The sequence below is a fragment of the Saccharopolyspora sp. NPDC002686 genome (assembly GCF_040295745.1).
In the GTDB taxonomy this organism is placed as follows: domain Bacteria; phylum Actinomycetota; class Actinomycetes; order Mycobacteriales; family Pseudonocardiaceae; genus Saccharopolyspora; species Saccharopolyspora oryzae.
Genome location: NZ_JBEOVY010000389.1, coordinates 1 through 6,730, shown reverse-complemented (window position 1 = coordinate 6,730; position 6,730 = coordinate 1). Strand labels below are relative to the sequence as shown.

Sequence of the window (6,730 nt, the reverse complement as noted above, 5' to 3'; positions counted from 1 at the left end):
GGCCTCGGCTCCTTCGCCATTTTTTTGGGGGGGTTCGAACCCCCCAAGCCCCCCACGGTGCGGGGGTTGCCATTCGCTTGCTCCTTGCGATGGGTGGCGTACCCGGCCTGGGTTGGGGACCAGCCGTTCGAGGAGTGCTCCGGCCTTCGGCCGTCGAGGTGGGCTCTGGTGGAGCGGGTGGGTGCGGGTGTGGGCGTTGGTGTGGGCTTCGCGTTGGTGTGGGGGTAGGGGTGGGGTTCTGCTTGGGTTTTGGTTTTTGATCTTTTTTTGTTCGCTCGAAATTGGGAACTTTTGTTTTGCGGGGGGCGGGGGTTGGTAGGGTGTGATCTTCTTTTAGGTGCCTTGTTCTCGTTGTTCGGAGGTTTCTCCATGCGTCGGGTTGTCGTTGGCTTGTTGGCCGTTGGGGCTCTCGGGATGTGCGGTGGTGGTGTCGCCAGTGCCGTCGGGGATCCCTACTTTCACCCGGGGTCTTCGGAGACTCTCACCTGGCAGAGCAGCAACCACCGGTACACGTCCACCCAGGGCAGTGGGACCAGCTCCAGCACGTCCAGCACCACCACGTCTTCCCACATGAGCACCACCAGCAGCACTTCTGCTCGGGATGGGGGCAGTGGGCAGGGCGGTCAGGGCGGGGCTGCTCAGGGCGGGGCTGCTCAGGGCGGTTCCTCGTCCAGTTTCGTCCACGGGAGCGGTTGGGCCGAGAGCCACGCTCAGGGCGAAAGCGTTCAGGGCCAGGACGGTTGATGGACGCGGAGTGCCGCATTCGGCGGTGGGTGCGGCACTCCGTTCTCGCTCTTCAGCGCTTTTGAATTGCGCTTTCTCCGCGCGTGTGGTTGCGCATCATTTTCGGGTTCGAGTTTCCGGATGCATTTTGCGCGAATAGGCCCCCGTGGGGTTGTTTCGTTCACCTTTTCCGGGCGTGTGAGTGGCGATGGTGGTGAGAGCCGCCATCGCCACTCACGCTGTCTGGGGCCGCGTGTTGGTGAGCTTGGTTGAGTCATCCCTGGATCGGGTGATTCGTCGATAAACTCCTCCCCGGAGAACGCGTTGTCGTCCGGGAGGTGCTGCGTGTCCGCTCGCTCTCGGGTGCGGCGGTTGGTGGGGCTTGGTCTGCCGTTGCTCGCCATCGCCGGCGGGCTCGTCGTGGCCAGGTACCTGCTCCCCTCCAGCTCGGCGCCCGGTTATGCGGGCGTGCCGAACACCTGCGAGGCGGTCTCAGCACAGGCCCTCCGGAAGGCGTTCGAGCCGGGCGACGCCGAGATCCACGACGAGCGCCACGACGCCGAAGGCCAGCGGCCCAGCTCGAAGTGCCAGTGGCGCGTGCGCGGCGAGCAGCGGACTCGGCTGCACGTCGAGATGGCGGTCGAGTTCGACCGCGAAACCCGCCCGGACACCACCTACGTCGACGACTTCCTCGACTACCTCGAACTGGAGCCGGGCGCCGCCTCCGCACCGGACCTCGACGCCCGAGCCGTCCTCATCCGCTCCCCGCGGGACGTCCAGCTGGTGGCGGCGCGGGCCAACATGACGGTCGCAGTCCGCTACACCGCCCCCGGCCCAGCACCCCACCTCGAAGCAGTGGCCCACCAGGTGGCCGAGGACCTCCTCGCCACCGCCGGCCGACCCGAGTGACGACCAGCGATGAATCTCCGGTGTCCTCGGGGTCCATTGGGAGACGCGGTCCTTTGATGAGGTGGAGAACTCGGTATGACTGGTGCGCTGTGGTCGTTGGTCGAGGCTGAACGAGCAGCTCTTGCGGCTGATCTTTCAGAGCTGGACGAGGAGTGGACGACACCGTCGTTGTGCGACGGGTTGACCGTGCGGGAGGTGCTCGCCCACATCACCGCCGGAGCGACGCTCAACCCGGTGCGGTGGCTGGCCGGGGTGATCCGGTGCCGGTTCGACTTCGACGCGCAGGTCGCCATGCGCTTGGCCGAGCAGATGGGGGCCGACGGAGCCGAAACGCTCGAGAGGTTCCGCCGCGCCATCCCCAGCAGGACGAAACCGCCGATCCCGGTGGTGTCGATGCTCGGGGAGGTGATCGTGCACGGCGAAGACATCCGGCGGCCGCTGGGCATCCACCGCGACCACCCGATCGCCGCGATCACGCAGGTCGCCGAGCACTACGCCAGCACCGATCTGGTCGTCCTGGCCAAGGGCCGGATCGGTGGCCTGCGGCTCGTCGCGGACGACGGTCCGTTCAGCACCGGCGAGGGGAAGCTCGTCACCGGGAGCACCTTGGCGCTCACGATGGCGATGGTCGGGCGCACGGCGTACTGCGACGACCTCGAAGGCGAAGGCGTCGCAGCGCTCCGCGCCCGCTGAGCCGGCTCAGTCCTGGGTGGTGACTCCGGTGCCGATCGGGCAGGAAACTCCGGTGCCCGCCAGGCCGCAGTAGCCGTTGGGGTTCTTGGCGTCGCTCAGGTACTGCTGGTGGTAGGTCTCCGCGTAGTAGAAGGCCTTGAGCGGGGCGATCTCCGTGGTGATCTCGCCGCGACCCGCGTCCGTCAGGGCCGCCTGGAAGGCCAGGCGGCTGGCTTCCGCTTCCGCCAGCTGGGCCTCGTCGGTGGCGTAGATCGCCGAGCGGTACTGGGTCCCGATGTCGTTGCCCTGGCGCATGCCCTGGGTCGGGTCGTGGTTCTCCCAGAAGACCTTGAGGAGCTGGGTGTAGGTGATCACCTTCGGGTCGAAGACCGCCAGGACCACCTCGGCGTGGCCGGTGCGGCCGGAGCAGACCTCTTCGTACGTCGGGTTCGGGGTGTAGCCGCCCGCGTAGCCGACCGCCGTGGTCCACACTCCCTCGGTCTGCCAGAAGGCGCGCTCCGCGCCCCAGAAGCAGCCCATGCCGACGACCGCCGTCTCGTAGCCCTCCGGGAACGGCGGGACGATCCGGCGATCCGGGTGCACCGCGTGGTGCTCGGCCACCGGCAGCGGGGTCTGCCTGCCAGGCAGGGCCGTCGATTCGTCGATCAGCCTCGTCTTGTCACCGAAAAGCGCCATGGTCCCGAGGGTACGCGCCGCTCAGCGGCGGTCCTGGTACCTGGGATGGGGCCGGGTCTCCTCCTCCGGGACCTGCGGGGGTTCCGGGCGCGCGTGGCGCCCCGTCCCGCGGCGGACCGGTGGGCGGGGGCGGGCAGCGGGAGGTTGCTGGGGTTCCACCTCGCCGGAGAGGCGCTTGGACAGCGCCGACTCCTCCGGGGCCGGGGCCGGGGCCGGACGGCGGCGCGAGGCGTCGATCGGACGCTGGGGCACCGCGCCGTTCCGGACGGGCGCGGGCGGTTGCTGCGGTGCGCCGTTGCGCCGGGGTGGGCGGACTCCGTTCGGCACCGGGGTGCCGTTGGTCGGCTGGTTGACGCCGTTCGGTTCGATGTCGCGGCGCGGCTGGGCCGGTCCGGGCGGGTTCGGCCTGGCTTCCGCGCGCCTCCTGCCCGGTCTGGCGTTGTCGACGTCCTCGGGCGGTCGGGCGGCGGGGTTCGGCTCCACCGGCCTGGCGCGGCGCGGCGGCTCGGTCCACTGGGTCTCCTCGCCCGCGCTCCTGCGGGGTTGGACGGTGTCCTCGCTCGGCCGAGCACCGTTGTTCCGAGCCGGTTCGCCGAGCTCAGCGGCGGGATTCGGCTCCACCCGGCGGGCGCCGTTCCGCTTCGCATCGACCGGCCTGGCGCGGCGCGGCGGCTCCTCGTCAGCGGGGGCGTCGTCTCCGGCGCGGGACGAGGTGGGGCGGCGGCGGGCCGGGCGGCCGACCGGGGTGACCTTCGTGGTCGCGTCGGGCGCCGGGAGGTCGTCCTCGCCGGTCTCGTCGTCCGGCTCGTCCTCCTCCGCCCGGTCCTCGTCGGCCTTCTTCGGTGCCGCTGGAGTCAGGTAGTGGCGGAGCTTCATCGTCGGGTCCTCGATGAACTTCCACGACAAGGTGCCGATCACGTACGCCAGCGGGGCCGCGCAGATCAGCATCAGCCACTCGTTGCGGACCCCGGCCATGGCCAGCAGCTGCTGGATCGGGAAGCCCCAGACGTACACGCCGTAGCTGCCGTTGACCCACACGCCCGGGACGGTCAGCTTCGCCGGCCAGAAGTGCCCGGCCAGCACCACCGCGTAGCTGACCGCGAAGACCATCAGGAACGACGCCGCGATGCTGTTGGGCATCAGTGCCATCACCACGAGCCCGGCGACCCCGGCCAGCGGCGACAGCGGGATCCGGTAGAGGTTGAGCACCACGCCGAAGGCGAACGCGACCAGGAACGCGACCAGCGACTCGACCGGGACGCTGAGCAGCGAACCCGCCGACTCCGGGCCGGGGATCTGCTCCAGGTGGCGGTCCCAGATGACCAGCGCGACGAGCGCGACCACCGTCAGCCAGCGGTACTTGTGCCGGCCCGCGCCGAGCGCCAGCAGCAGGAACAGGCCCGTGTAGGCGATCAGCTCCATCGGCAGCGTCCACAGCGAACCGTTCACCGCGTTCGGCCACGGGTTGTCCACGAAGACGCCGGGCAGCTCGTGCTTGAGGGTGAGCAGGCCCGCGTTGTTGACGATGTAGCCCCAGGTGCCGTGCGCGGCGAAGTACTCGCCGGCCGTCAGGGTGGTGACCAGCGGGCCGATGATCAGCGCCATCGCCAAGGTCACGGTGAGCATCGGCGGCCACAGGCGGAGGACCCGCTTCGCGGCGAACCGCCCCAGGTGGGGGTCGCGGACCCAGCTCTCCGTGATCTGGAAGCCGCTCATCGCGAAGAACCCCATGAGGACGCCTTCGTCGGGCTGCAGCGCCCAGTCCTCGGAGAACAGCAGACCCGTGCCGGCGAGCGGCGAGCTGTGCCCGTAGATCACCGCCAGCGCGCCGATCATGCGGATCCAGGCGAAGCCGTGATGCGGTTCGGCGAACAACTCCGGACGGGTGTGCACGACCCGCGCATCACCCACCCAGATCACCCCATCAAGTCAAGGCCCCCGCCAGCCAGCACAACGCTGCGTAGCCTAGCTGGGGGCGCGGCGGTTCGGGACCCATTACCTCGTAGTGCTCACCACGACCAGAGCAGGCGCTCGATCGTTATCCGGCCGGTGCCCCGCATCCCCCCGAGCGGGTGCCAGAATGGCGATCGATCGCATGTGGGGGCGTTCGCTGAACATTCCGGGAAAGGGCGCATCGTGACCTGGCAAGACGAGCTGCAGAATCTCGACGCCGAACTCGCGGCTGGACGGATTTCCGCCGAGGAGTACCGGCAGCGACGAGACGCCGTGCTCGGCCGGGCCCAGGACGGGCAGAACGGGCCTGCGTCCGGCGGATTCCCGCAGCAGCAGCCCAATCCGCCGTCGGGCGAGCTGCCGCAGCAGCAGCCGGGCACGCCGTCCGGTGGCGTTCCGCAGCAGCAGCCGGGCACGCCGTCCGGCGGATTCCCGCAGCAGCAGCCGGGCACGCCATCCGGCGGATTCCCGCAGCAGCCGCAGCAGGCGAACCCGTTCCCGCCCGCGTTCAGCTGGGGAGATGCCGCCGCGCAGGGCGCGCAGCAGCAGGCCCAGCAGCAGCCGAACCAGCCGCAGCCCGCCGCTTCCGGCGAGGCCACGCAGGTCGTGCCGAACCCGCTCGCGAACGCATCGCAGACGCCGCCCGCGAACGACTCCGAGAGCACCCAGGTCGTCAACCTCAACCAGCAGCAGCCCGTCCAACAGCCCGTCCAGCAGCAGTGGCCGGCGCCGCAGCAGCCGCAGTGGGGTCCGCAGCAGGGTTGGGGCGCGGTCGAGAACACCGGCACCCCGTGGGGCGACGACCTGCCCGGCGGGCCGCCGGAGCACGGCGACGCGTCCTGGATGCGGCAGGGACCCGAGGTGTTCGACAACGCGGGCAAGTCCGGCAAGGGCAAGCTGATCGCCGGGCTGTCCATCGGCGGTGTGCTGGTGGTCGGCCTGGTCGTCGCGCTGATCTTCTACCTCACCAGCGGTGGCGACAGCACGAACAACACCGCCGAGCAGGAGACCACCGAGCAGGCCCCGCCGCCTCCGCCGACCAAGGAACTGCCCGAACCGCCCGCGGCCAACCCCAACCCGCCGGCCAACCCGCAGGACGTGCTGGTCGGTCTGCAGGGCGCGCCGCACCCGTGGAACGGGGCGCTGGACGTGCCGGCGCTGGAGGGCCACAAGGCCGGTCTGCTGCAGCCGAAGCCGGTGCTGGACACCGCGCTCCAGAACGGCCTGTCCGACGGCTGGTTCAACGGGACCGACGGCCCGCCGAAGGTCACGCTGCTCGCGCTGCGGATGCCGAGCCAGGACGCGGCGAAGACCGTGTCGGAGAAGTACATCGACGCGCAGCAGGGCCTGGCCGTCTCGGAGGACCTGTCGTACAAGGGCGTGCAGGTGGTCTCCACCGGCAGCACCTTCCGCACCGCGTACGTGGCGCACGGCTGGGTCGTGATCCTCGACGTGACCGGCGACAACGCCCAGCAGACCTTCAAGTCGGTGCTCGAGCAGCAGCTCGCCCACACCCCGCCGACCGTCCGCGACTGACGAACGAACCGAACGGCCCGTTCACCTCATCTACCGAGGTGAACGGGCCGTTCGCTTCCCAAGTCCACACCGGACGCACCCGGCCTCCCGCAGGTGCCTGACGCAAATTCAATGGAAATCGGACCTCTGATTTCCATTGAAATTGCGGAAGTTCTCCACAGCCAGGACGACCTGTCCACATGCGCCGGTGTGTCGGGACCCGCTGCGCCGGTGTGTCCGCACGTCCGGGTCCCGACACGCC

The 6,730-nt window shown here is 69.8% G+C and carries 6 protein-coding genes; 3 read left to right on the top strand and 3 right to left on the bottom strand.

Going from position 1 to position 6,730, the window contains the following annotated elements; translation table 11 throughout:
* Positions 1-458: 458 nt before the first annotated feature.
* On the bottom strand, positions 459-590 hold the full coding sequence (locus ABTZ89_RS33380) for a hypothetical protein (RefSeq protein WP_270952765.1): 132 nt from the start codon (positions 588-590) through the stop codon (positions 459-461).
* A 478-nt stretch (positions 591-1,068) separates the two neighbouring features.
* Between ABTZ89_RS33380 and ABTZ89_RS33375 the strand changes: the two genes are divergently transcribed.
* Together ABTZ89_RS33375 and ABTZ89_RS33370 are read left to right on the top strand one after the other, a co-directional pair.
* Positions 1,069-1,632, top strand: a complete 564-nt coding sequence (locus ABTZ89_RS33375) for a hypothetical protein (RefSeq protein ID WP_351052314.1) — start codon at positions 1,069-1,071, stop codon at positions 1,630-1,632.
* A gap of 75 nt (positions 1,633-1,707) precedes the next feature.
* Complete coding sequence (locus tag ABTZ89_RS33370; protein WP_270952767.1) at positions 1,708-2,325, top strand: maleylpyruvate isomerase family mycothiol-dependent enzyme; 618 nt, start codon at positions 1,708-1,710, stop codon at positions 2,323-2,325.
* 6 nt (positions 2,326-2,331) lie between these two features.
* On the opposite strand, the gene msrA is transcribed toward ABTZ89_RS33370, so the two are convergent.
* Both msrA and ABTZ89_RS33360 read right to left on the bottom strand, forming a co-directional pair.
* The gene (gene msrA / locus ABTZ89_RS33365) at positions 2,332-3,000 is read right to left on the bottom strand and encodes a peptide-methionine (S)-S-oxide reductase MsrA (protein WP_351052311.1); all 669 of its coding nucleotides are present in this window, start codon (positions 2,998-3,000) and stop codon (positions 2,332-2,334) included.
* Between the two features lie 21 nt (positions 3,001-3,021).
* Entirely contained in the window at positions 3,022-4,911 is a 1,890-nt protein-coding gene (locus ABTZ89_RS33360) for an acyltransferase family protein (RefSeq protein WP_351052308.1), read from the bottom strand.
* A gap of 225 nt (positions 4,912-5,136) precedes the next feature.
* Between ABTZ89_RS33360 and ABTZ89_RS33355 the strand changes: the two genes are divergently transcribed.
* Entirely contained in the window at positions 5,137-6,489 is a 1,353-nt protein-coding gene (locus tag ABTZ89_RS33355; RefSeq protein ID WP_270952770.1) for a hypothetical protein, read from the top strand.
* Positions 6,490-6,730: the final 241 nt, after the last annotated feature.